This window comes from Dethiosulfovibrio peptidovorans, assembly GCA_002748665.1.
In the GTDB taxonomy this organism is placed as follows: domain Bacteria; phylum Synergistota; class Synergistia; order Synergistales; family Dethiosulfovibrionaceae; genus Dethiosulfovibrio; species Dethiosulfovibrio peptidovorans_A.
Window position 1 is genome coordinate 37,818 of sequence record PDTB01000031.1, and the last position, 23,989, is coordinate 61,806.

21 protein-coding genes, 1 other RNA gene and 1 pseudogene are annotated in these 23,989 nt (G+C 50.0%); 17 read left to right on the plus strand and 6 right to left on the minus strand.

The window, feature by feature from the left end; translation table 11 throughout:
* The 6 genes from CSA35_09115 to ffs all read left to right on the plus strand — a co-directional run bounded on the left by CSA35_09115 (nt 1) and on the right by ffs (nt 4,254).
* Nucleotides 1-1,209 carry an ABC transporter permease gene (locus CSA35_09115; GenBank protein PIE53860.1) on the plus strand — a complete coding sequence of 403 codons (1,209 nt, stop codon included), beginning with the start codon at nt 1-3 and terminating at the stop codon, nt 1,207-1,209.
* The gene (locus CSA35_09120; GenBank protein ID PIE53861.1) at nt 1,209-1,940 is read left to right on the plus strand and encodes an ABC transporter ATP-binding protein; all 732 of its coding nucleotides are present in this window, start codon (nt 1,209-1,211) and stop codon (nt 1,938-1,940) included. The genes CSA35_09115 and CSA35_09120 overlap by 1 nt, the downstream gene beginning before the upstream one ends.
* A 139-nt stretch (nt 1,941-2,079) precedes the next feature.
* A complete protein-coding gene (locus CSA35_09125; protein ID PIE53862.1) occupies nt 2,080-3,141 on the plus strand; it encodes an ApbE family lipoprotein in 1,062 nt (353 codons plus the stop codon).
* Nucleotides 3,138-3,512: a hypothetical protein gene (locus tag CSA35_09130; protein ID PIE53863.1), complete on the plus strand. Its 375-nt coding sequence runs from the start codon at nt 3,138-3,140 to the stop codon at nt 3,510-3,512. The genes CSA35_09125 and CSA35_09130 overlap by 4 nt, the downstream gene beginning before the upstream one ends.
* 40 nt (nt 3,513-3,552) lie before the next feature.
* Nucleotides 3,553-4,023, plus strand: a complete 471-nt coding sequence (locus CSA35_09135) for a heptaprenyl diphosphate synthase (GenBank protein PIE53886.1) — start codon at nt 3,553-3,555, stop codon at nt 4,021-4,023.
* Between the two features lie 132 nt (nt 4,024-4,155).
* An RNA gene (gene ffs, locus CSA35_09140) (signal recognition particle sRNA small type) lies at nt 4,156-4,254 on the plus strand.
* A gap of 15 nt (nt 4,255-4,269) precedes the next feature.
* Here the strand turns inward: ffs and CSA35_09145 are convergent.
* Entirely contained in the window at nt 4,270-4,620 is a 351-nt protein-coding gene (locus CSA35_09145; GenBank protein PIE53887.1) for a hypothetical protein, read from the minus strand.
* A gap of 193 nt (nt 4,621-4,813) precedes the next feature.
* Between CSA35_09145 and rpsB the strand changes: the two genes are divergently transcribed.
* The 9 genes and pseudogenes from rpsB to CSA35_09190 all read left to right on the plus strand — a co-directional run bounded on the left by rpsB (nt 4,814) and on the right by CSA35_09190 (nt 14,942).
* Nucleotides 4,814-5,611: a 30S ribosomal protein S2 gene (rpsB, locus tag CSA35_09150; protein PIE53864.1), complete on the plus strand. Its 798-nt coding sequence runs from the start codon at nt 4,814-4,816 to the stop codon at nt 5,609-5,611.
* 15 nt (nt 5,612-5,626) lie between these two features.
* Nucleotides 5,627-6,220, plus strand: a complete 594-nt coding sequence (tsf, locus tag CSA35_09155; GenBank protein ID PIE53865.1) for a translation elongation factor Ts — start codon at nt 5,627-5,629, stop codon at nt 6,218-6,220.
* An 85-nt stretch (nt 6,221-6,305) separates the two neighbouring features.
* A complete protein-coding gene (locus CSA35_09160) occupies nt 6,306-7,025 on the plus strand; it encodes a UMP kinase (GenBank protein ID PIE53866.1) in 720 nt (239 codons plus the stop codon).
* Nucleotides 7,026-7,062: 37 nt separating this feature from the next.
* Entirely contained in the window at nt 7,063-7,623 is a 561-nt protein-coding gene (locus CSA35_09165; protein ID PIE53867.1) for a ribosome recycling factor, read from the plus strand.
* A 558-nt stretch (nt 7,624-8,181) separates the two neighbouring features.
* Nucleotides 8,182-9,630 (plus strand): sodium:alanine symporter, encoded by a 1,449-nt coding sequence (locus tag CSA35_09170; GenBank protein PIE53868.1) that lies wholly within the window; start codon nt 8,182-8,184, stop codon nt 9,628-9,630.
* A gap of 40 nt (nt 9,631-9,670) precedes the next feature.
* Nucleotides 9,671-10,819 carry a hypothetical protein gene (locus CSA35_09175; protein PIE53869.1) on the plus strand — a complete coding sequence of 383 codons (1,149 nt, stop codon included), beginning with the start codon at nt 9,671-9,673 and terminating at the stop codon, nt 10,817-10,819.
* 109 nt (nt 10,820-10,928) lie between these two features.
* A pseudogene (gene panB / locus CSA35_09180) lies at nt 10,929-11,794 on the plus strand (3-methyl-2-oxobutanoate hydroxymethyltransferase).
* 755 nt (nt 11,795-12,549) lie between these two features.
* Nucleotides 12,550-13,227 (plus strand): hydrolase, encoded by a 678-nt coding sequence (locus CSA35_09185; protein ID PIE53870.1) that lies wholly within the window; start codon nt 12,550-12,552, stop codon nt 13,225-13,227.
* Between the two features lie 551 nt (nt 13,228-13,778).
* Nucleotides 13,779-14,942 (plus strand): hypothetical protein, encoded by a 1,164-nt coding sequence (locus CSA35_09190; GenBank protein PIE53871.1) that lies wholly within the window; start codon nt 13,779-13,781, stop codon nt 14,940-14,942.
* A 223-nt stretch (nt 14,943-15,165) separates the two neighbouring features.
* On the opposite strand, the gene CSA35_09195 is transcribed toward CSA35_09190, so the two are convergent.
* The 4 genes from CSA35_09195 to CSA35_09210 form a co-directional block, all read right to left on the minus strand.
* Nucleotides 15,166-15,852 (minus strand): anaerobic ribonucleoside-triphosphate reductase activating protein, encoded by a 687-nt coding sequence (locus CSA35_09195; protein PIE53872.1) that lies wholly within the window; start codon nt 15,850-15,852, stop codon nt 15,166-15,168.
* Nucleotides 15,849-17,909 carry a ribonucleoside triphosphate reductase gene (locus CSA35_09200; GenBank protein PIE53873.1) on the minus strand — a complete coding sequence of 687 codons (2,061 nt, stop codon included), beginning with the start codon at nt 17,907-17,909 and terminating at the stop codon, nt 15,849-15,851. The genes CSA35_09195 and CSA35_09200 overlap by 4 nt, the downstream gene beginning before the upstream one ends.
* Nucleotides 17,910-18,216: 307 nt before the next feature.
* Nucleotides 18,217-19,083, minus strand: a complete 867-nt coding sequence (locus CSA35_09205; GenBank protein ID PIE53874.1) for a hypothetical protein — start codon at nt 19,081-19,083, stop codon at nt 18,217-18,219.
* 570 nt (nt 19,084-19,653) lie between these two features.
* On the minus strand, nt 19,654-20,499 hold the full coding sequence (locus CSA35_09210) for an endonuclease (protein ID PIE53875.1): 846 nt from the start codon (nt 20,497-20,499) through the stop codon (nt 19,654-19,656).
* 187 nt (nt 20,500-20,686) lie between these two features.
* Between CSA35_09210 and CSA35_09215 the strand changes: the two genes are divergently transcribed.
* On the plus strand, nt 20,687-21,979 hold the full coding sequence (locus CSA35_09215; GenBank protein PIE53876.1) for an arsenic transporter: 1,293 nt from the start codon (nt 20,687-20,689) through the stop codon (nt 21,977-21,979).
* A gap of 65 nt (nt 21,980-22,044) precedes the next feature.
* The gene (locus CSA35_09220) at nt 22,045-22,518 is read left to right on the plus strand and encodes a histidine kinase (protein ID PIE53877.1); all 474 of its coding nucleotides are present in this window, start codon (nt 22,045-22,047) and stop codon (nt 22,516-22,518) included.
* A gap of 61 nt (nt 22,519-22,579) precedes the next feature.
* Here CSA35_09220 and gltA read toward each other — a convergent pair whose 3' ends face one another.
* Nucleotides 22,580-23,986, minus strand: coding sequence for a glutamate synthase (NADPH), homotetrameric (gene gltA / locus CSA35_09225; protein PIE53878.1), 1,407 nt, complete (start codon nt 23,984-23,986; stop codon nt 22,580-22,582).
* Nucleotides 23,987-23,989: the final 3 nt, after the last annotated feature.

The following is a 23,989-nucleotide window of genomic DNA, read 5'->3' on the forward strand; positions in this document are numbered from 1 at the left end:
ATGGCCTCAAGGTTGACCACCTTCAGGATCGCCAAAAAAAACATTCGAAGAAAACCACAGAGGAGCTTTTGTCTTGTCCTCATGATCATGCTCTTTGCTTTTTCCCTGTTTGCCGGTGCCGTTCTCTCCATCAGCCTGTCCAACGGTGTTTCCAGTATGTCGGACCGTCTGGGGGCTGATATCATCGTCGTTCCGGAAGGGTATGATCCTCACATCGACAGCATTCTTCTCTCGGGAAAGCCGTCAACTTTCTATCTTCCCGCAGATGTATTGGATCGGATTCGAGAAATCGGCGTTGAGGGCATCGACAAGATGACCCCTCAAACTTTCCTCGCCACGTTGAACGCCTCGTGTTGCTCCTATCCGGTTCAGCTCGTCGGCATCGACTACGATACGGATTTTCTTATCAAACCGTGGTTGGATAAAACGATACACAGAAAGTTGAAGCGTGGCGAGGTCATCCTGGGATATCATGTAGCGGGAGCTTTGGGTGACGACATCATGTTCTTCAAAAACCACCATGACGTGGCTGGGCGACTGGAACAGACGGGGATGGGTTTTGACGCCACTGTCTTTATGACCCGTGAGACCATTGCGGATCTGGCCGTTGCTGCCGAGCGCATCATCCAACATCCTCTCGCTGAGGACGGAAGCCTTATATCCACCGTTATGATCAAGCTTGCTCCGGGGTACAACTCGGTCAAGGTTGCGAAGGAGATCAACAAAAAATTGAACGATCAGGGGATTTATGCTCTGTTCAGTAAAAAATTTGTCAACGAAATATCGTCAAATCTGACGGTAGTCTCTGGGCTGATCAAAATTATCATCGTCATCGTCTGGATTTTGGCTGTTGTAGTTATTGCACTGCTCTTTGCAATGACCTTGGGTGAACGGAAAAAAGAAATGGGTATCCTACGAGTCATGGGAGCTACTAAAGGCAAGCTTGTTCGCCTCGCTTTGGCCGAGGTCCTCCTGATCAGTCTTTACGGATCGGTGCTAGGCGTCCTCTTGGCGGGAGCCACCGTTGCTGTCACCGGCCCCATGGTGGTGGCCCTGTTAAGCATACCCTTTTTGCTCCCGAGCATTGTCGATCTTCTTGCGCTGGGAGGAATCAGTGTGCTCGTTGCTGTAATCACGAGCATTCTCTCGGCAGCTGGTTCGGCAATTAAGGCTGGTTATGCCGATATCTATGATAACGTGAGGGGCTAATAGACATGATTCTACGGCTGAGTGATCTGTGTAAAAAATATGCCCGGGGAGGCGTCACCTTCCAGGCCGTGAAGGACGTGAACCTTGAGGTTGAAGCAGGAGATTACGTAAACATCGTTGGTCGATCAGGAAGCGGGAAATCTACCTTGCTGAACATGGCTGCTGGTATGCTCACCCCCACGTCAGGCGATGTTGAGCTTGACGGTCAGAGCCTCAAGGGAAAGGATGACAATCAAATCTCCTTTTTGAGGAACGACCTGATAGGGTTTATCCCCCAGGGAATGGCTACGCTTCCTAACCTTACTGTTCTAGAGAACATTCTTCTCCCGTTCTATCTGTACCCTCGGGAAGGAGAAGGAGAGGAGATTGCTCACTTCATTCTGAAAAAACTTGGAATTGAACCCTTGATCAACTCCTATCCTCAGGAGCTTTCTGGCGGGGAGCTGCGTCGGGTGCTTATCGCCCGATCCTTGATTAATTCTCCAAAGATCCTGATTGCTGATGAACCAACGTCGGATCTTGATGTGGAGTCCACCAAGCGAATCATGGATGTCTTTTCCGAATTGAACGAGGATGGCGTTACCCTTCTTTTGGTCTCCCACGACCTGGATGCCGTAGAATACGGAAAGACCGTGTATACTATGGTTTCGGGGGAGCTGGTGTCGGGTAACCTGTTTCAGAAAAACTGTCGTCGTGACAGATCGCTACGAATCGAAAAACAATGGTTTTAGCCTCTATGGTGTTCTCAGGGGGTGAATGTCTGTACAATTGATCCCCTCTCGGACAACTTCGGGAAGGGGCTTTTTGTTATTTGGGTGCTGACGGTGTACAATTTGATACAGTACGGTCTTTTTCAAGAGGGGGAAAAGGGTGGGGTTCATACGGCGTTTCCTGCTGGGGTGTTTTGTTCTGATTCTGCTCTCGCTGCTTTTTCGTTTGTTTGGTCCTCTCTCTCCTCGGAGAAGCGAAACAAAGAGCACGTTCTTTGCTATGGATACCGTCATGACAATACAGGCCTATGGAGTGCCCGAAGCCGTGATAAATAGATGTGTCGAAGTCATCACCGATCTGGATTGGCGGTGGTCTGTCACGAATCCGGCCGGAGAGATCACGGCATTGAACCGAGATGGAAAAGGCGCTGTCTCAGGCGATACGGCTGAAGTCATACGTCTGGGATGTGAATATGGAGAACTCACCGACGGTGCTTTAGATATATCCATATACCCCGTCGTTCGGTTGTGGGGCTTTACCTCCGACGATCAAACGGTTCCCGATGAGATGCTTCTTTGTTCATCACTCGAAAAGGTCTCTTACAAAAACATCCAATGTGACGGGGAACGTGTCCTTTTATCCAAGGACATGGCCTTGGATCTTGGTGGAATCGCCAAAGGATACGCCGGCGATCTTTTGATACAGCTTCTGAGGAGCAACGGGGCTACGTCCGCTCTGCTCAACCTGGGAGGAAATGTCCAGTGCCTGGGACGAAAGCCCGACGGTGGCCCTTGGAGGGTAGCTGTTCAGAACCCCTTCGGGGACGGGTACGTTGGAGTTGTGGCGGCGGCGGATGAGGCTGTCGTAACCTCTGGGGGGTACAGGAGATACTTTGTTGATTCTCAGGGGCATCGGCGGTGGCATATACTTGATTCCGCCACGGGAATGCCAGCCGAAAGCGGCTTAACCTCCGTCACAGTCGTTGGGAAAGGGGGCGCTCACTGCGATGCTCTCTCCACGGCGTTTTTTGTCATGGGGCTTGATAGGACGGTCACCTATTGGCGAAAACACGGTGGGATTGACGTGATACTCGTTACCCAGGAAGGCAACCTGTACGTCACAGCCAGTCTGGCCTCCAGATTCACCCCTTCGAGAACATATGCAAGGCGGTATCACGTCCTCGACGAAGCCGGTGGGGTATCCGTGGATAAGATCCGATGAGAAGAGTGAACTTTTGGATTGTCGTCGTGGCCTTATTCCTGGGAGGAAGCGCGGTCGTGTCTTGGAATCAGTTCGCTGTTCGAAAAACTGGAGTTGTGGCCACGGTATTTCTGGATGGACGCTGTCTTCGGACTATAAACCTTGATCAGGTTACGAAAGCATACTCATTTACGGTATCCGGTGAGGGCAGCAATACCGTCTCCGTGGAGCCAGGTCGTATACGGATATCCAGTGCTGATTGTCCGACAAAGCTCTGTGTCCGCCAAGGATGGCTCTCTCCCGGAGGGCTCCCGTTGATCTGTCTTCCTCACAGGTTGGTGATCTCTGTGGAGGGAGCCACCACTGTGTCCGTCGATAATGTCTCTCAATAAATATCGAGCGAGCGTCCAACCTCTCCGAAAGGGGCACTGTCTGACCAGGATCTCTCTCCTTACTGTCCTAGCTTTGCTCCTGTTTATCGTGGAGCTTCAGTTTCCTGTGGTGGTGCCGGTTCCCGGAGTTAAACTGGGGCTTGCGAACGTGGTGACTGTCTTTGCTGTCTTTGTTCTGGGTTTCGGAGATGCGTTTGCCGTGGTCGTTCTTCGAGTCCTTCTGGGAGGCTTTCTGTCGGGACAGGTTATGGCCGTGGTTTTCTCTATGGCTGGCGGACTTGTGAGCTTGGGAGTCCTGCTGTGTTTTCGACCCCTTCTGAGTAATCATAGGATCTGGATTGCAAGTGCCTTGTCTGCCGTGGCTCACAATGTAGGACAGCTGGGTGTTGCCGTGATCATCACCCGAACCCCAGGCCTCTTGGCCTATCTGCCTGTCCTCGTCATCTCCGGAATTCTTGCCGGAGCCTGTACGGGGTTGCTGGCCCAGATTGTCGTTCGCCGATTGACATAAGGGGAGTGTCTGTGGTTAGAGGTGCGTTGGCTTGGTTCGATCCAATCTGCCTTGAACTAAGAGGGAGCCTTTTGGTTGTGTGTATGGGGTGGCTCTGATACAATATGCGTTGTTTGAAGGCCCTTCTTGGGGGGCCCAGTCCCGTGCGGCGAAAGCCCGTGAACCCCGTCAGGTCCGAGAGGAAGCAGCGGTAAACGGTGTCTTTTGGGTGCCACGGAGCCCTGGGCCTCCCAAGAAGGGCCTTCGTTATTTCATAGGGGCTATGTCGACCAATGCTTCAATCAGCTTATGCAGGTGGACAAGGTCGGGAGCTTCACTGTCGTTATGGTGAATGCTGCTGTTCATGCATGTAGATATGTCGTTTTTGAGGATCTCCACGCAGGTGTTCTGAAGGGCTTTTCTGGCAGCGGACATCTGGAGCAGTATGTCGCAACAATCCTTTTCCTCAACGATCATTCTCTGTATGCCCCGCAGCTGTCCTTCAACTCGACGAAGGCGGTTTATCATGGCCTTTCGCTCTGGGCTGAGATGGTCCAGTTTCATTTTTGGTTGTGGCATAGCTCTTCCCCCTAGTGCGACGGAACATACGAAAATCATATATCCACAGCACGAAAAAATCTTTCGAGTTATGGTAATATGAACGGTCTTGATGGTCAAGAGGTGCTATGTTATACTCTCCGTTGGTCCATAGATCACACATCGGGTTGGCGTTCGGGGTGGTGCCTCTTCGGAGGTTCCGGTCGTATCTCCCGGTGGAGGACACAACCACATATTTTGAGGAGGAAACTCTATGTCCGTTGTCAGCATGAAACAGCTTCTGGAGTGCGGCGTTCATTTTGGTCATCAGACTCGTCGCTGGAACCCCAAGATGAAACCCTTCATCTTCACGGAGAGAAACGGGGTCTATATCATTGATCTCCAAAAAACCGTGAAAGGGCTCGAAAAGGCCTATTCCTTTCTGAGAGAGGTTTCCAAAGAGGGTGGGAGTGTCCTCTTTGTCGGGACTAAGCACCAGGCTCAGGATACCATCAGAGAAGAGGCGATTCGGTGCGGTCAGCATTACATCAACCAGAGGTGGCTTGGTGGATTGCTCACCAACTTCCAGACGATCAGGAAGAGAGTTCTCCGCATGCAGGAACTGGAACGGATGGAATCCGACGGATCATGGGATAAACTGATCAAGAAGGAGGTCGTCCTTCTCAAGAAGCAGAAGGCGAAGCTGGAGAAGTACCTTCTGGGTATCAAGAACATGAAGGCTCTGCCCGATGCCTTGTTCATCATCGACCCTCGTCGAGAGGAGATCGCTGTCAAAGAAGCCAAGAAGATCGGTATTCCGGTAATATCGATCGTGGATACCAACTGCGATCCTGAGATGATCGATTTCCCTATCCCCGGCAACGATGATGCCATTCGAGCCATCAGACTCATTACCAGCCTCATGGCCAACGCGGTTATTGAGGGACGTCAGGGAGTTGATGCTGAATCCGATGGGGATGACGATGGTAACGAAGACGGACATAATATCATTGAAGTCAAGGAAAAACTGATCGAGGCCTACGGCGAAGAGACCGCCGAGGGGCAAGAGTAAGGAGGATCATATATCATGGCAATCAGCGCTTCTGACGTGAAGGTGCTCAGAGAGCGAACCAGCTGCGGGATGCTGGACTGTAAAAAGGCACTGGAGGAATGCGGCGGTGACATGGAGAAGGCTGTCGATTTTCTTCGTGAAAAGGGCCTGGCCAAGGCTGCCAGGAAGGCCGACCGTGCCGCCAAGGAGGGGCGGGTGTTCTCCTACATCCACACCAACGGCAAGATTGGCGTTTTGCTTGAGCTCGACTGCGAGACCGACTTCGTTGCCAAGACCGACGAGTTCCAGAGTCTGGGGCACGAGATCGCCATGCACATCGCTGCCGCTGCTCCTCAGTATCTTCTTCCTGAGGATGTCCCCGTAGAGGAGCTTGATCGGGAGAAAGAGGTCTATCGCCAGCAGGCTCTTCAGGAGGGTAAACCAGAGAATATTCTGGAGAAAATCGCCGAGGGGCGGGTTCGAAAATTCTACGAGACCGTGTGTCTCATGGAACAGCCCTGGATTCGGGACGGAGACAAGAAGATCAAAGATCTGCTTATCGAGACCATCGCCAAGATTGGCGAAAACATGGTCGTCCGTCGCTTTGCCCGATTCACAATCGGGGAATAACGACACATATAGAGAGGCACGGGGATTCCCCCGGCCTCTTTTTTTTTACAATATTTAAGGGCGATATTGAAGAAGGAGGTACAGGATGGCACTGGCGTATAAGCGGGTTCTTTTGAAACTTTCCGGAGAGGTCTTAGCGGGGCAGGAGGGCTTTGGACTGGATTTTGACGCCATAAGGAACATCGGAGTCCAGATAGCCGAGGTCTCTCATTCGGGGATCGAGATCGGTCTCGTCGTTGGCGGTGGCAACTTTTTTCGGGGAAAGCAGGCCGTCGACGAAGGGATCGAACGCTCTCAAGCTGACTACATGGGGATGTTGGGCACGGTGATCAACTCTCTAGCTCTTCAGGATGTTTTGGAGAAGCAGGGCATCCCTACCAGGGTTCAGACAGCTATCCAGATGCAGGAGATTGCCGAGCCCTACATTCGTCGTCGAGCGTTGAGACACATGGACAAAGGGCGAGTGCTCATCTTCTCCGCCGGAACCGGTTCGCCCTACTTTTCCACCGATACGGCTGCCGCTCTTCGTGCCGCCGAGATCGGGGCCAGCTGCCTGGTGAAGGCCACAAAGGTGAACGGGATCTACGACTCGGATCCCATGAAGAATCCCGACGCCGTTCTCTACTCGTCCCTCACCTACATGGAGGCCCTGCGACAGAGGATTGAGGTCATGGACGCTGCGGCCTTCTCCCTGTGCATGGAAAATCGAATTCCCATCGTCGTCATGAACGTCCTAGAGGAGGGGCGACTGGGTGATTTCTTGATTCGGGGGAAGAAGATTGGTACCATTGTCTCAGGAGAGTGACATATCAGATACGTACCGAATAAGGAGGGTCTTTCCCATGAGCGATATCACCACGTTCAATCTTGAGAAAAAGATGGAGAAAGCGGTCGAACACCTGAAAGGCGAGTTCGTCGGTATACGAACCGGGCGGGCCCATCCCGGCCTGATCAGCGACATCAAGGTGGACTACTATGGGTCGTCGACCCCGCTTAAACAGATGGCTACTATCAGCGTCCCTGAAGGGCGAACCTTGGTGGTGACGCCCTTTGACAAGACGGCTATGAAGGACGTTGAAAAGGCTATCCTGGCCTCAGACCTGGGAGTGACACCCCAGAACGATGGACAGGTAATCCGCTTGAACCTGCCCGAGCTTACCGGGGAGCGCCGGAAAGAGCTTTCCAAGATGGTCCATAAGCTCTCGGAAGAGGCCCGAGTAGCCGTCCGTAACCTTCGCCGAGACTGCAACGATTTCTACAAAAAACAGCAGGGGGCAGGAGACATAAGTGAGGATCAGTACCACGACTTTCTGGATAAAATCCAGAAGATCACTGATGACCATATCGGTAAAGTAGACGCGGTCATGAAGGAGAAAGAAGAAGAGATAATGACTAAATTCTAATGATGAGGCCGACGGGTATCCCCGTCGGCCTCATCATTAGAACCTGTCAAGAGACAGGGAAACCGTCGTCCCTATCCTGTATTATTTTGTTACGCTAAGCCTCCATAAAGATCATTTCCCATCCTCTTTCCAGCAAACTCCTGCTTGAGATCTTTGTTGTAGTCTTTCCTCCAGTGGTGATCTGGAGGAGGTGTGTGGTGTATTTCCCTTTTTCACCTCCGACAGGCACAGGACGCTTCTTTCCCCCTTGATATATGAGTGGACTTCTCCAAGGGCGTTTTCAAGCAAGGGCTACTTCTCTCTCGGACTCAGGATGTAACGAATATTTGAGAAATCCACACTCTGAGTGAGATGGTATCATATGCCCAGATTGACATGTTATCATATTTTCTGTATCCTGTTAAAGGAATACTCAATTCTCGCGAAGTATGTGATCTCACGTTTTAGCCTTTGGCTGGCTTTACTCTAAAAAGACTATGTTGGTAAAAAATAATATAGTGTCAGGGGTGAGAGTGTGGCATTTTTTAATTTTATATCTTTTAGATTGGAGGATTAGTCATGGATCTTGTTGATTTTTTGTTGGGTTTGGTGTGGAGTCCGCTAACACCTACAGTAATAGTAGCCGTAGCTATATATTTCACTATACGGACAAGATTTGTGCAAATAAGAAGAATAAAAGAAATGTTTCTGCTTTTATTCCGTAATAGTGCAAAGACGAGAGAAGGTATCCCTGGGATTCAGTCTTTTATGATTTCTGTCGCTGGACGTGTGGGGACAGGCAATGTGGCAGGAGTGGCAGGTGCGATTTGTTTCGGTGGTCCGGGAGCGGTTTTTTGGATGTGTCTAGCTGCGATTGTAGGAGCGGCTACTTCTTTTATTGAGAGTACGTTGGCTCAGATATACAAGGTCCGTTTTGGAGATGGCGAGTTTCGTGGTGGCACAACGTTCTACATTGATAAGGGGCTTGGGCTTCCTTGGTTGGCTATAATTTTTAGTGTGTTTGCTTATTTTGCACAGGGGTTTGGTTTCCATCTACCCAATATGGCATCAATAGTATCGTCTGCAAAAATGGCTTTTGGAATGAATCCAATTATACCAACTGTTTTTACAGCTATTATATTTGCTTTGATAGTTTTTGGTGGTGTTAAAAGAATAGGTATTTTTTCTGATAAAGCCGTCCCCTTTATGGCTGGTCTGTATATAGTTTTATGCTTTATTATTTTAATAATGAATATATCAAAAGTCCCAGGGGCGATAAATTTGATCTTGAGTTCTGCGCTCAATCCAAAATCATTTTTAGGGGGTATGTTGGGTAGTGCAATAACTTGGGGTGTAAAACGTGGATTATACTCAAACGAAGCTGGGCTCGGGAGTGCTACTTGTGCAGCCGGTTCTTCTGATGTTGCCCATCCTGCTCAAGAAGGCCTCACTCAAGCTCTAGCAGTGTACTTTGATACTTTGTTGATTTGTCTTATTGGATCGGTCACGGTTTTGGCTACGAACAGTTTCAACGTAATAGACGGAGCCGGTAATATGGTAGTGGCGAATATCCCTGAAATTGAATCCGGTGTATTGTACATGCAAACTGCTTTTACAAATAATGTCGGCAGCGTAGGCGGTTTTTTGTTGACGGTTTGTGTGTGGTTCTTCTGTTTCACCTCAATAGTTGCTATGCATTATTACGGAGAAGTTAATATAGTTAAAATATTCAGCAGCAAGCCCAATGCAGCAGCTTTATTTGCGAGAGTTGTATCCGTGATTGCGATTTTTGTAGGAGGGCTTAGTTACTCTGATTTTGCTTGGGCTATTGGGGATTTGTCCTTAGGTTTGATGGCATTTATCAATGTTCCTGTTGTTTTAATTCTTGGCAAGTATTCTTTGATTACATTAAAAGATTATGAGAGGCAAAAAGAGGAAGGTGTCGCCAAATTTACATTTGACCCAGAGGCACTGGGGATAAAGGGTACAGAGCCAGGCTTATGGAAAGAGCTAGGCGAAAGAGACTAGGTCTTGTTATGTGTAGGAAAATGACAGGGGGGGGATATAAGTGAGTATTGAAAAATTTGAAGAGGTCAGAAGAAAGCAATTCCCATTGACAAGCAGTTGCGCCTATTTGGATACAGCTACGACAGGGATGTTTTCAACAAGAAGTACGAAGGCCATGATCAATTTTATAGAGCAAAGGTATTCCGATGGAATGGATATTGAGACTTTTTTGAACCATTGGAAGAGCGTGGAGAATGTCAGGGATATTGCTGCGAAAGTTATAAATTCAGACAGTGACGAAATATTTTTTTCTGGGTCTGGGTCGGATATGTTGAATGTGTTCTCTCAGGGCATTGAGCTTAAAAAGGGCGCCAATATTGTCACGTCGGATTTGTCATTCCCCTCTACACCGTATAATTGGTTTAATCGCATAGGAAGAGATAATGTGAGGATTGCCATTTCGGAGAATGGACAACTGCCTAGCGAAAAATTACTAGAGCTCGTAGATGAAAAAACAGCTGTTATCGCTCTATGCTTGGTGGAAAACACCTCTGGTTTTTATCATGACATTCAAGAAATAGGAGAGTTTTGTAAGGCACGGGGAATATATTTAGTTCTTGATATTACCCAGTGTGTTGGAGCGATGAAAATTGATGTCAAGAAGACTCATGTTGACTTCTTAGTTGCAACCAGCTACAAGTGGCTCAGTGGAGCTTTCGGTATATCGTTTGCGTATGTATCGAAGAGAATTATTGATCAGGTTCGGCCTAAGTTTGTTGGCTGGACCGGCAATAAAGACAGACATAATCATAGTAGATATAAGTTAGATCTAGCTGATGGGGCAAACCGTTTTGAAACGGGGAGCTTAAATTGGATAGGGCTCCAAGGCTTGCTTGAGTCTATGAAATTGTATCTTGAACTGAATAAGGAGGATGTAGAAGAGTACATTTTGGGATTGACAGATTACCTCTATGAAAAAATAGAAGAGTTTCGGGATGTGAGCTTAGTTGGTCCCTTCCCTAAAAAAAATCGTTCGGGTATCACGTATATTACGTTTCCGAAAGAATGGATGCTCGACGATAGGATTTTGAGAGAAAATGGGATAAGGGCACATGTTGCAAGTCCTACCAGTATTAGGCTTGCGGTCCATTATTACAACAATAAATCGGATATCAATAAATTGGTAGCCTTTTTGGGTTCTATGGAATGATGAGGCTTTTAGTGCATAGAGGTATTGTTGTCCCGAACTTTGTCGCTGAGTTTTGATGATAAATCCCTTGTAGTTTTTTTATAAAATTCGTGAAGGATGTGATTTGAAAATGCCAAGGAAAAAAGAGCGCCTGGATTTTTTGGAAATGAAGAAGAAAGGGGAGAAGGTAACGTGGATCACCGCATATGACTTCCCAACGGCTATGTTTGCGGAGGCTGCGGGGTTAGACATGATCTTAGTAGGTGACTCACTAGGTATGGTTGTTCTAGGATATCAAGGCACGATTCCCGTGACGATGGACGACTACTGTATCAGTCACTGTAAGGCCGTTCGTCGGGGTGCACCGAATACCTTTGTGATGGGGGATATGCCGTTCGGCTCCTATCAAGTCTCGGATGAAGCCGCCGTAGAGAACGCGGTACGTTTTTTTAAGGAATCTGACGTAGACGCGGTGAAGCTTGAAGGCGGTGTGCGTGTGGAAAGTCGAATCAAAGCTCTCGCTGACAGTGGTGTGTTAGTTTGCGGACATATCGGATTGACGCCGCAGAGTTCTGGGCCGATGGGCGGATTTAAGGCACAGGGCGTAACACCAGATTCTGCAGTTACGTGATTGAGGATGCTCTTGCGGTTGAGCGGGCGGGTGCGTATGCACTGTTAGTGGAGGGTATCCCTCCAGAACTAACTGAATTCATCACTCATCGGCTTTCAATTCCAGTATACTCGATAGGAGCAGGATGGCCATGTGATGGACAACTGATCATCTGCGGGGACATGCTGGGGCAGTTCCAGGCATTTACACCGAAGTTTGTAAAGAAGTATGCAAATGTGGCAGAGGTGATCACAAACGCCTTCAAGGCGTATGCAGAAGACGTGAGGTCGGGGAAGTTTCCGAACGACGATTATGTGTACCACATCCGTAAGGGCTGCGAGGTCGAGTATGCGGCCATGCTAAAGGAATACGAGAAGGAAGAATAAGGTACCCTGCGCTACGTTTGGTCTATTCTGGTGTTTGTTTTGTTGGGGCCCTCGCTGTCTTGGGGCCGTAGGCAATGTTTGTTGGGATATAGGTGGCTCCCAGAGTCAGCTTGTTTACGATTTTTGTTTATTTGCTGTATTGGTTGTTACATCAGGGAATATAGGGCTAGATCTGTCGTTTTTATGGGGAGTCCTCGATACTTTATGGATAGGGGACTCCTCTGTTTTTATATTATGAGGCTGTTGACCGCGCAGAGTCTTCTTTCTGTTCAGATGGCTTACGATGAAAGAGCTTATACAGGTTCCCAATAGTTCTTTGGTGATATCCTCAGCTCTACGGACTGAGGCTTTCCCCAACAGGGAATCTTCCCGCGAACTTACACGGAGGCGATACCGTTCTATGATAGTCGTATCAAATGGCAGATTGGGTATCTTCAAGGTAGACCTTACTGGCTTTGATCTGAAGCTTCCTGTTGTAAGAGCCAGTATGTGAGGTGTCCATACGATCAAGAATACGTTGGTAACGTCCTGTCTAGCAGATTGCGTCTGTTTCAGAATCCAGAAAGGAGTGTAGTGTCTCCTTGACGGCTTCCTTTACTAACTAAAATCCAGATGGGAATGGATCTCCTGTTCTTTGATCCTTATGATTTTATGGAAGCTGTTTTGTGTCTCCCCGTCGTCATTTATGGTATCGTACATTTGTAATCGCCTTGTTTCGAGATTATATTTGGACTTCAATTTTTTAAAACGTTGGTATGTGTTGGGATATTGAAAAGACGCAGAACGGAGGAAATATCACGAGGATAATCGATCTCACCCATGAGATGGCGGAGGGAATGCCCGTCTATCCCGGAACCGAGCCTCCCATATTTCGAAATGTTGCCACGTTGGAGAGAGACGGATTCTCGGAGAAAAAGTTGGCTTTTACGAGTCACACCGGGACCCATATGGATGCTCCGGCTCATATCCTTCCCGATGGAGCCACCTTGGATGCCTTGCCAGTGGATCAATTTATGGGTTCGGCCGTGGTGGTCGATCTTCGGAGAGTAGGTCCGGTAGTTGAACTGAAAGATCTGAAACCCTATGAGGAGCGGCTGCGCCAAAGCGAGTATCTTGTGTGTCACACGGGATGGGCTTCTTTTTGGGGACAACAGGGCTACACCCAAGGTTTCCCTGTGCTCTCGCCCCAAGCATGTGTTTGGGTAGCGTCCCTGGGACTCAAGGGCGTCGCTCTTGATGCTATCTCAGTGGACCCTGTGGAGTCTCTGGATTTGCCGAACCACAAGACCATCCTGAACGCCAAAATGGTAATCGTGGAAAACCTCACCAACCTGGAAAGGCTTCCGAGATCGGTGATTCTGTGGTGCCTTCCCCTCAAAATTGCAGATGCTGATGGTGCTCCGGTCCGGGCCGTGGCTTTGGTCGAACCCTAATGGGGTATGCAGAGTGCGTCGATGCTGGAGAATAGGCCTCTCTTCGAGTGATCTCTCTCCCTGTCCTACATGAAATCGGAGTCCATAAAATTCAGTGCGTTATAGTGGGCCTAGAAAGTTGTTGGGCCAAAGAATCAGTTAAAGTCAAAGGCAGACAAGATGCCCCACTGCTGTTTACGGCAAACTCCTCGCCTTTGGCACATGTTCGTACAGCATAGATCGGATTCTCGGAGAGGAGCTCTTCGATTTATACAAATTACGAAGTGAGGGTATGAATAGTTGTGGAGTGCTTCAAACATGATCTATACCTATGCATGAAAGGTGATATCGTCAAGGTTGTTGTGTTCTGTTCATGAATTATTATGTTTGATTGTCGTTGTTAGTCTCCGAGCCTTACATGGATCGACCGTTTTTTTGTACATTCCATGTATAATGATATGTGCTATACATGAGTAACACCCCTCTGGAGGCGTCTGTCGGGAAACGGCCTTTGCGTCCAGGGATGTTTTTTTTAGGACATGATAGCAACGACAACAAGGAGGTATCGGTGAATGAACAGACGGGATGGTGGGGCGATCCTCTGTTCTCAGGATTTGGATGATTTAGTGACTCTTCAGGTTTGGCGCGGGAGCGGTGCTCCTCGTCTTGGTATTTTCAACAAGGCGAAAGAGAAACTGAAGCCCATCCGTTTTTCCTGGCTTGAGGATTCATCCAGAATTCTTAAGATGCAGAATGGTCGAGGGCAGTCAGCTGAGTATCGCATGGACGTCATTGACGATGCCGTTAGGGATCTGGTCGCTCAACTTTCTCGTGAGCTGCAGTTTCGTACCCTCTGTCTTAGGGCCACGGTCTTACTTCAGGATCTGGCGATCGATCCGAAGGTTATCATGAATAAAAAGGATTTTGCCTTGTTGCCCGAGACAAAACGACGTTCTCTGTGGCTTACCGACATCTCCGCTGGCAAGGAGATGGGAGCCTTTTTGCCCTGTTTTTCGATCTCTGACGAGGAGCAGGAGCTTTTTCTCAGAAACGGCAACGAGCGGTATATCGATCTTCCCAAAGGGGGCGATTTTCGGGATATCCGGCGTACTGGTATTGTCTCACGACTCGTGTCGATGGTGCCGGTTCGCTGGTATATGCCCTTTCAAGTGGCTGCAATTGGCTCTATACTGGGTTTTTCTCTGGCGGGCAAGGACGGTATCGATTTTTCCGACGCCCTTTGGGGAGGTGTTACCGAAGGGCGTCTCGTTCGGAAAGCTGATGACTTAGAGGGGCAAGCTAAAACCCAGGCAGCCTGTTTGGCCTACTCGCTGGTCTCTCTGGTTCGTCATTGGCCGTATGTTCGGGACATGGATTATAAAGAACATTACGATTCGGACAACGTTCTGAAGGGAGAGGGCTACAGCAGAAAGCGGCGTTTCGATATTCCGGCATCCCAGATAGGCGAGTTGAGCTACGTGGTGACTGTCTATGAAGGTGCTGAAGACTCTGTAGCCTTTAGGTGTCGGGGGAATGGGCGTACAGTGCTTCACGACGGGGAGATGGTTTTTAAGATTTCCAAGGATGCTTATGCACGAGCGTTGGTTGCTGATGCATGTAATAGCTCCCTCGATGAGTCGTACTCGGTGATTAGTCTGATTCGGGCGTGGAGAACCTGGAAATGGTGTCTTCGAATTCGAGAGGTTACGCAACCGGCTCTGATGAGTCATCGTTGATCTAACCGATATCTGTAAAGCAGGGGAGCTCGCTGAAGCGAACTCCCCTGCTTTCAACTAAACGTTCTTATCGTTGTGCCGAAGAACTTTGTCAAATGTTGTTCTGTCTTTGAACTCCTCTTTTTTTCCCTTGTTCCACTGGGATACCGGCGAGAGAAAACCGACCACTCGAGAGTATACCTCACATTTCGTTCCCATGTCCGTCACATCCTTTCGTGTGTCTCTATATCCTGCATATCACCTGTCCAACGTAGGGACGGATAGCAGCGGCGTAGGTCTCCAGTTCTTCCTTTGTGCATCGGCGGGTTTTCTGATACGAGGGATCCAGGACGGTCCCTACCGGTCGGAAGTACTGAAGATAGTGTATCTTAGCTCCGGAGACCAACCGCCCGATCCCCTCGGCTGATTGAACATCGTGAAGTCCCGGGACGAAGGTGGTTCGAAATTCGTATTCGGGGGCTCTGTTCATGATAAGGTGGATGCTCTGTTTCACCTGCTCCTCGTATCCTGAGACGCCCGCTACGGATGGGAGTTCATTCAGGGGAGCTTTCACGTCCATAGCCACGTAGTCTACCAAAGATCTGTCGAAGATAGCCTCAAGCCGATCAGGAAAGCTTCCGTTGGTGTCCAACTTGATGAGAAGCCCCATATCCCTGATGAGAGCCAGAAACTGAGGAAGGTCTTTGTGCATGGTTGGTTCTCCTCCTGAGACCACGACGCCATCGATGACTTTGCGCCTTTTTTTGAGAAAGCTCAAGACCATCTCCTGATCCAGAGGTTCTCCTTGGTCGAGAAGGCCGCCGTTATGACACCAGGGGCAGGCAAATGTGCACCCCCTGGTGAAGACCATTGAAGCGATTTGCCCTGGATAGTCGATCAGGGTGGTCTTTCGGAGCCCTCCCAGGATCACGAGAGAGCCACTTCCTCCTGGGGAGTCGCAGAGACCTTGACCTCATCGTCGGCTTGGGACTCGGCTGCGCAGATGGGGCAATAGTGGTGTTCTCCCGACAGATAGCCATGAATAGGACAGATACTGAAGGTCGGCGTGATGGTGAAATAGGGTATCCGATAGTTCTCGGCAATTCGGCGGACGAGCTTTTTCGTGCTGGCTCCGTTGGGAAGACGCTCACCTAAGAAGCCGTGAAAAACCGTTCCACCAGTATACACCGTCTGGAGACCCTCCTGAAGATCCAGAGCGTCGAAGATGTCATCGGTAGCCGTTACCGGAAGCTGAGAAGAGTTGGTGTAGTAGGGATCGGCCCCTTGGGAGACTGAATCCTGATTTGCGCACATAATTCGGTCGCCAAAGAGGTCCTTGTCGGCTTTGGCGAAACGGTAGGTAACTCCCTCTGCGGGTGTAGCCTCTAAGTTGTAGAGAGAACCGCTTTCCTCCTGATAGTCGGCCATCCGGTTTTTCATGGCTTCCATTACCTTTTGGGAAAAGGCGATGGCTCGTGAGGACGTCAGGTCTTCTCCCAAAAAGTTGAGCATGGCCTCATTCATCCCGTTGAGACCGATGGTGTTGAAATGGTTGTTCCAGTATCTCCCCGAATCGTCCTTTACAGCTCTGAGATAGAACTTGGAATACGGGTAGAGATTGGCGTCGGTGAGTTTTTCCAGGATTTTTCTCTTGATGCTCAGGCTTTCTTGGGCCGAGTCCATGAGGTCGAAGGTCCGCTGGACAAACTCGTCTTCGTCTTTAGCCAGAAAACCGATTCGGGCCATGTTCAGGGTCACCACTCCGATGGAGCCCGTCATGGGGTTGGAACCGAAAAGAGCACCGCCCCTCTTTCGGAGTTCTCTGTTGTCCAGCCGAAGCCGGCAGCACATGGAGCGGGCATCGTCGGGATCCATGTCCGAGTTGATGAAGTTGGAGAAGTAGGGTATGCCGTATTTGGCCGTCATCTCCCAAAGAGGTTCCAGGGTGGTGTTTTCCCAGTCGAAATCGCTGGTCACGTTGTAGGTCGGGATGGGAAAAGTAAAGACCTTCCCTCGAGCGTCGCCCTCGATCATGACCTCGGCGAAGGCCCTGTTGATCATGTCCATCTCAGTCTGAAATTCACCGAAGGTCTTATCTATGAATTGGCCACCAATCACAGCAGGCCAGCCCCGGAAGGAGTGAGGTGGCGTTAAATCCATGGTGATGTTGGTAAAGGGTGTTTGAAAGCCCACCCGAGTCGGAACATTTAAGTTGAACACGAATTCCTGGATGGCTTGCCGAACCTCTGGGTAGGACAGGCTGTCAAAGTGGACAAAGGGAGCCAGGTAGGTGTCGAAGTTGGAAAAGGCCTGAGCTCCTGCTGCCTCGCCCTGGAGGGTATAGAAGAAGTTGACGATCTGCCCCAGGGCACTGCGAAAGTGTTTGGGCGGACGACTCCCGATCTTGGTACTAACTCCGGTGAATCCACTGAGAAGAAGGTCCTGGAGATCCCATCCGCAGCAGTATACCGACAGGTTACTCAGGTCGTGAATGTGGAAGTCACCGGACATATGGTGTTCCCGGATGGACGGGGGATATATCTCGCTTAACCAGTATTGGGCCGTGATTTCCGATGCGATGTAGTTGTTCAGTCCCTGAAGGGAGTAGCTCATGTTACTGTTCTCATTGACCTTCCAGTCCAGTTTGTTCAGGTATTGGCCGACCATCTCCACGGCACCGCCCAGAAGCTGTCGGGTGTCCCGAAGCCTGGCGTGTTGTTGACGATAGAGAATATAGGCTTTGGCGATGTCGGCGTAGCCCTTTTCGATAAGGATTTTTTCCACCAGATCCTGGACTTGTTCGACCGAGGGAGAACCATCCCGGCTGAAGAAGATTCCCAAGTATGACTCGGCCTGACGGGTCACGGCCTCTCCAATCTGATGGTCATGGATATCAACAGCAGCTGCGGCTTTCATGACCGCCTTGGTGATCCGATCAGCTTCAAAAGGGACCTCCCTGCCGTCTCGTTTTCGAATGTGCCTGACCATTACGTCACGTCCTTTACAGAGGGTATGTCGATAAAAAATGGAGAAAGCGCTATATCAAGCGCATCTCCATTTATAGTACACCATAACAAGGGTGGGGTCCAGGGCAAAATCAAACTTTTTTCTAGTTGCCTCCCATAGAGGGGATGATCCAAGCCATGATCAAAAAACTAATTCCCGCCACGATATCGAGCAGAGCCTTGAAGGCTCGGCCACTCCTGTGCCACTGAATGCCCATACGAATCATGAACAGGCCACACAGCGTGAGAATGACTGGGGCAACCCATCGGACAAAAATCATAAGTTCCCCCTAAGCTGCCAAGGAGAGGGTTTCCTCTCGAAAAGATGGTATGCTCGAATAGGCTTTTGTCGCTTGGCGCTGAGCCAACTCTTGTCTGGCCTGAACGGCCTTACTGTTTGCCTCTGCCGCTACGGCGAGATCCTTGCCCGAAGGCGAATGAGGCGCCAGGGCTGCAGATTGTACCCGCTGCATGAGGCGGATGGTTTCCTCAGGTGTTGAGCCATTTGGGACAGAGATAGGTAGCCGACCGGCTACGGCGTACTGCTGACCGTTAGGGCCCTTGACGTAGTCGTATGTGACTATCCCGGTGAAGGGAGCTCCTGCTCGTTGGTGAGCTGCTTCGTGGGTTTTGACCTCTCGATCACGAGCATCCAGACGATCTATAACCTGATCCCGGGCGTTTTTTCGAGAATGCGCCCCCTTGTAAATCTCCTGAAGGTCTTCGTAGGATCGCTCGGCCTTCTTAACCATCAGACGGCTTGGGACCGATCCGGCGTAGAGCCCCAGATCCTTCATAATATCCTCGGGGGCCGAGATCGATACATCTGCGCCGACGATGTAGCGTTTTCCGTCGGGACCGATCACGTATTGATATGAGACTGACGAGACGTATCGACCTCCTCGGGCTCGAAGCATCCGTTCCATAGAGCGGATGGTCTCCTCTGATTGTTTCAATTTTACGCTGCTCTGCTCGCCTCGAACGGTCCCGTTTTTCAAACTACTTGGGCGATAGTCGCGGCGGAATGCTCTCGTTCGGTCAAAAAAAGGCGGTTGCGCTGGGATAGCTATACCATTTGCCAGCAAAGGAGTCAGCGTCATGGTCGTCACCTCGCATGTTCCCAATTTCTCTTTATTGTAAACTGTCTTCGAGGTCATGTACAGACGAACTCGATTCTCACATCTGATCGAAGGCTACGAGTGAACTGTTTGAGTTGTCGCTTCTGCCTATTTGTATTACTATGACTCGTGTTTAGTGGAGAAATAAATGTTCAGAAGAGAATATGTGTGTCGATCTGGCCGATTTGGCGATGATCGGCAACCGCTCTGTCGTTATTGATCTGATAAGGGGTGTTCTTGATGAGAAAAACGGTTCTTGGACTCGTGGCTGTTTTGGGAAGTGTTCTTTTGGCTCAGGCGGCACTGGCTTTGACCTTTGACATGTCGCCGGAAGTACGAAAAAGCTTGCTTGAAGCTCAAAAAAAGGGAGATCTCTATCTGAGGTGGGGAACCTATAAGGGGACCTGATGTGAGAGACCGTCGGTCCTGGTTCAGGGTCCTCCTCTGTCTTATCTTGATGCCTACATTCCCGTAGAAGATAAGGGACTTACCCTTCATATTGATCGGAAGTTCCGTTTCATCAACGACGTTGTGTCCATTGAGGAGAAAAATTATAAACGGGTGCCCGTGTTTATCTGTACCTCGCTCATGAATTCCTGAGGGAGGGTATCAGGGCGATTCGGCACAAGGGCCGGAGAGTGACAGAACGACCATGTCGTGGTCGGGATGTTGCCGTCTTCGCGAGCTTCGTCGGGGTATTGCCGTCTCAACCGTGAATATTCGCCAGTTTATATGGGGCCACAGGTTGGCATAGCCGATGTGGTCGATAGTACAGTGAAGGTCGTCGTAGGTCACGTCTCCCGAGAGGGGAAACAGCTTAAAGTTGGCCCCTGGAACTGCGACGGAGTTGAAATCCCCCAGTATAAACAGGGGGCCGGTGATTTCTCGGACATGTTGGTTGAGTTGAACGATCTGTGCCTGGCGGAGACCGTTGTTCATAGCAAGAGCTGCCAATGTGTCGGAGGCGTTTTTGACGCCCCAGCTCCTGAGATGAACGTTAACCATGGTGAAGGTTTTTTGAGTGTGTTTTTCCCTGAACACGCCTTTGAGCGGCGGACGACGAAAAAGGAGACAGTCCTTCCCCTTCCAGTTGATGCGTTTATGCGCATCCATAAGTTCTACTGGTTTTTCAAGCGCGATCTCCTGGGGGTGCCATATAAAATAGCGATCCTGTCTACTTGGCGTGTCGATGCCTGAAAAACGCCATCCAGGCAGGAATGTGGAGACAAATCGTTCCATTGTCTTATCGTTATCGACTTCCTGGAGGGCGACGACTTGGACGCCTGAGGCGATAATTTTTTCAGCGAGGTATCGACAGTCTTCTGCCGTATATCTTTGCTTTCCCGAGAGGGTAAAATACTCCATGTTGAACGTTCCGATGGACACCCCCCAGGCCCCACATGTCGGGAGCAGCAGGAGTATAACCAGAAATACGTAAGCTTTTTTGACACGCACTGGTTCGATCAGTCCTCTCTTTTTATATTATCTCCTTATAGTACCATCCTCTTTGGGTCACGCCATATTTTTAGCAGGAGATTATGAAAGAGACGTGTCCTGATAGATTTTGGAAAGGTGGCGATCGTTTGGTAGAAAAGTGTCTCGGTGATCTTGTGCCCTTGCGAGTTCAAGAGGAAGGCTTTGCATGGATTTGAAGGCATGGCTCTCGGTTGTCGTGTTCGTCTTCACGATCCTGTCCATTGCGCGAGGATGGATGAAGGCTAGTACGGCGACTCTCCTCGGAGCCTCTATGATGATGTTGTTTCGTTTGGTGCCGGGGACGGCAGCGGAGCAATATATTGACACCAACACCATAGGACTTTTGGTCGGCATGATGGTAGTGGTAGGCGTTTTGTCAAAGACGGGGCTTTTTCAGTTTATCGCCGTCAAGGCCATCAAGGTGACCAGAGGCAGCGGGGTGCTCATTTTGCTGGCTATCTCTCTGATCACGGCGATCCTTTCTGCCTTTTTAGACAACGTAACCACGGTTTTATTGGTCAGTCCTGTGGTGGTCTCCTTGGCCGACCTCATCAAGATGAACCCTCTTCCCCTGTTGCTTGGCGAGGTCATATCGTCCAACATCGGTGGTACAGCCACCCTGATTGGCGATCCACCTAATATGATTATTGGTTCCTTCGCTGGATTTTCCTTCAATGATTTTTTGGTGCACCTTGCTCCTTTGGTCTCTGTCGTTTGGTGCTGCATTATGGTTTTTCTCTGCTGGTACTATCGCTCTGACCTTGCGTCCGATTCTGAGGTCACGAAGCGCCTGGCCGAGGTGGATGAGGGGCGACTCATACGAGATAAACGATTGCTGATTCTGTCGAGTGTCGTCATGCTGCTGGTCCTGATGGGATTTATCCTTCATCATCATTTGGGATTGAGCGCCTCAGTTGTAGCTCTATCCGCCGCTGGAGTTTTGCTGGCTATCTCTCATCTGGACGATGGGGAGATCGTCCATCAAGAGGTGGAGTGGCCCACCATCGTGTATTTCGTATCGTTGTTTATTCTGGTGGGAGGACTACAGGAGAATGGTGTTATTTTGTCTCTGGCCGAGATTCTCACTCGAGTGTTGTCCGTTAGTCCCATGTTTATGGTCTTGGGTGTTTTGTGGATTTCCGGGTTGGCCTGTGTGTTTGTCAACAATGTAGCCTTCGCTGCTATGTTCGTCCACGTCGTCAGCGAGATGGCCAAGAGTGTCGGTATGGCTCCCGATCCCTTATTCTGGTCTTTGGCGTTGGGATCCTGCCTCGGAGGGAACGGCAGTTATCTTGGTGCTGCCGCTAACGCTGTTTTGGCGGACTTCGCTGGTCGAAGTGGGATCCCTATTTCTTTCGGAGCGTTTTTAGCCGTGGGGCTCAAAACGGTATTTCTCTCTCTTGTGGTGGTCAGCTGTTTTTTGTACTTGATCTATTGGGATCTTCCAGCCTTTTCGTGATCGGGAAAAAAACGGTTTCATGGATTGTAGAAGAAAGCTGTACAATCTTAAAAGGAGGGAATGTCATGAAAGTAGGCGACCTGATCGACAGAGATCTGTCCGCGTTGTCAGAGAGCTGTCCCGTCTCAGAGGCCATCGAGATCTTGTACCGCCACAAAGCCTCAGGTCTTCCCGTTTTGAGTGATACAGACGAGCTCGTGGGGTTTATCAGCGAAAAGGACATTATCAAAGCTGCTTTGCCTGGATATGCCCACATGCTGGAGGATTCGTCCTTCCTCCCGGACTACGGCCAGTTCAGTTCCCGGCTTCAGGCCATCTCGTCGGATCCTGTGAGCAAATACATGAAGACAGATGTGATCACTTTCAACGAGGATGATAGTGATTTTTACGTGGCTGACATGGTGATCAAGGACAACATTAAAATTGCTCCGGTCCTTCGGGACGGACGGCTCATCGGTGTTGTCAGCCGATCCCATCTTGTGCGCCATCTTCTTCTTCATCCAGAGGACGTGGACGAGGCGCTGAAACAAAAAAACTAAACCGGACAAAAGACGGCGACGAGGGGAGTTCTCCCTCGTCGCCGTTTTGATCTTCACGGGATTATTGTGCCGCTTTGTTTGAGAGGTACTCGTCGATGGCCTGAGCAGCTGTTTTTCCTGCCCCCATGGCCAGGATAACCGTGGCAGCTCCGGTGACGATGTCACCACCAGCGTAGACACCTTCTACAGAAGTGCCACCTCCCAGGGCTTCATCAGCCTCTATATATCCTCGCTTGGTTACCTTCAACTCCGGCCAGGCGTCCATGAGCACTCTGTTCGAGCTTTGTCCGATTGCTTCTATTACTGTGTCAGCCTCCATGACGAACTCACTTCCCTGAATCGGTTGAGGTCTCCGGCGTCCAGAGCTGTCGGGTTCTCCAAGTTCCATGCGGATAAACTTGACCTCGCAGACTTTGTTGTTCTCCTGAGAAAGGTACTCCAGGGGGGCTGTCAGGAAGTTAAATTGAACCCCCTCTTCTACAGCGTGATGATATTCCTCAATTCGAGCAGGAAGCTCATTCTCGGATCGTCTGTAGGCGACAGTAACCGACTCCGCACCAAGGCGAAGGGCTGATCGGGCAGCGTCCATGGCGACATTTCCCCCTCCGATAACGACGACGTGCCTGGACTTCTTGATGGGCGTGTCGTATTTGGGAAATTCGTAGCCGTGCATCAGGTTGATTCTGGTGAGGTACTCGCTTGCTGAGAAAATCCCGTTAAGATTCGTGCCGGGAACGCCGGAGAAATTGGGTGTACCAGCCCCGGTGGCGATATATATGGAATCGTATTCTTTAAGGAGCTCCTCAACCGGAAGAGTCCTTCCAACGAGAACGTTCATCTCAAAGGAGACGCCCATGTCCTTGATGTTTTCGATCTCCCTCTGGACGATGGACTTAGGAAGTCGGAACTCGGGGATCCCGTACATCAAAACGCCTCCTGGAGCGTGAAGGGCTTCGAAGACAGTGACCCCATATCCCCGTTTCCTTAGCTCACCGGCAACGGTGAGGCTCGAAGGGCCGGATCCAACGACGGCGACCTTCCCCTTGCCGTTGTACGGAATCTGGGGAATCTCCTGTTTCGCTTGGTCGGCTTTCCAGTCGGCGATGAAACGCTCCAACTTGCCGATGGCCACGGGCTCGCTCCCCTTGATTTTGCCCATGGTACATGGACCTTCGCACTGGTTTTCCTGAGGGCAGACCCGACCGCATACCGCAGGAAGGGCGGTGGATTGGGATAAAATTTCCCAGGCGGAATTGAAGTCTCTCTCCTTGATTTTTCCGATAAAGCCCGGGATATCGATGGACACGGGGCAGCCTTTTACACACGGTGCGTTTTTGCAGTTGAGGCAGCGAGATGCCTCTTGAACGGCTTCCTCCTCGGTATAGCCAAAACATACCTCTTTAAAGTTGCGGGCACGAATTTCTGGAGCCTGCTCCCCTATGGGCGTTCTCTGACGGCAAATAGCCATATC